Genomic DNA, 336 nt, shown 5'->3' with positions numbered 1-336 from the left:
TCTTGATAAAGACTCCCAATGATACTATCCACTCCTAATGTGAAATTACCTAATGAGACACTTTCTTCTTTGTCCTCGTATAAAGCAAACTCGTGTGCTTCAATTTCAACTGTTTCATCTAAAATAATAGACAAAATTTCTGTCGCTAAATTGATGTCCCCAACCACACGATGGGTATAGGGTAAAAATCGTATAAATTTTGATACCAATTCACTAGGCAATTCATCTGAAAGTTTCCAGAAATTATAAAATAAACGAGAGTCTAATCGATGGGCTATTTCATGAAACAACTCTTGTTCAAACATTTCTGTATCTACTCGAAAACGAAAAAACTCA

The 336-nt window shown here is 33.6% G+C and carries 1 pseudogene; it reads right to left on the bottom strand.

Features of this window, described 5'->3' with window-relative positions:
* A pseudogene (locus VQ048_RS12835) lies at positions 1-305 on the bottom strand (type VI secretion system baseplate subunit TssG); the annotation flags it as partial.
* Positions 306-336 lie beyond the last annotated feature (31 nt).

This window comes from Bergeyella anatis, from assembly GCF_036016955.1.
Lineage (GTDB): Bacteria > Bacteroidota > Bacteroidia > Flavobacteriales > Weeksellaceae > JAYWXI01.
This window is presented reverse-complemented; position numbering and strand designations above follow the sequence as displayed.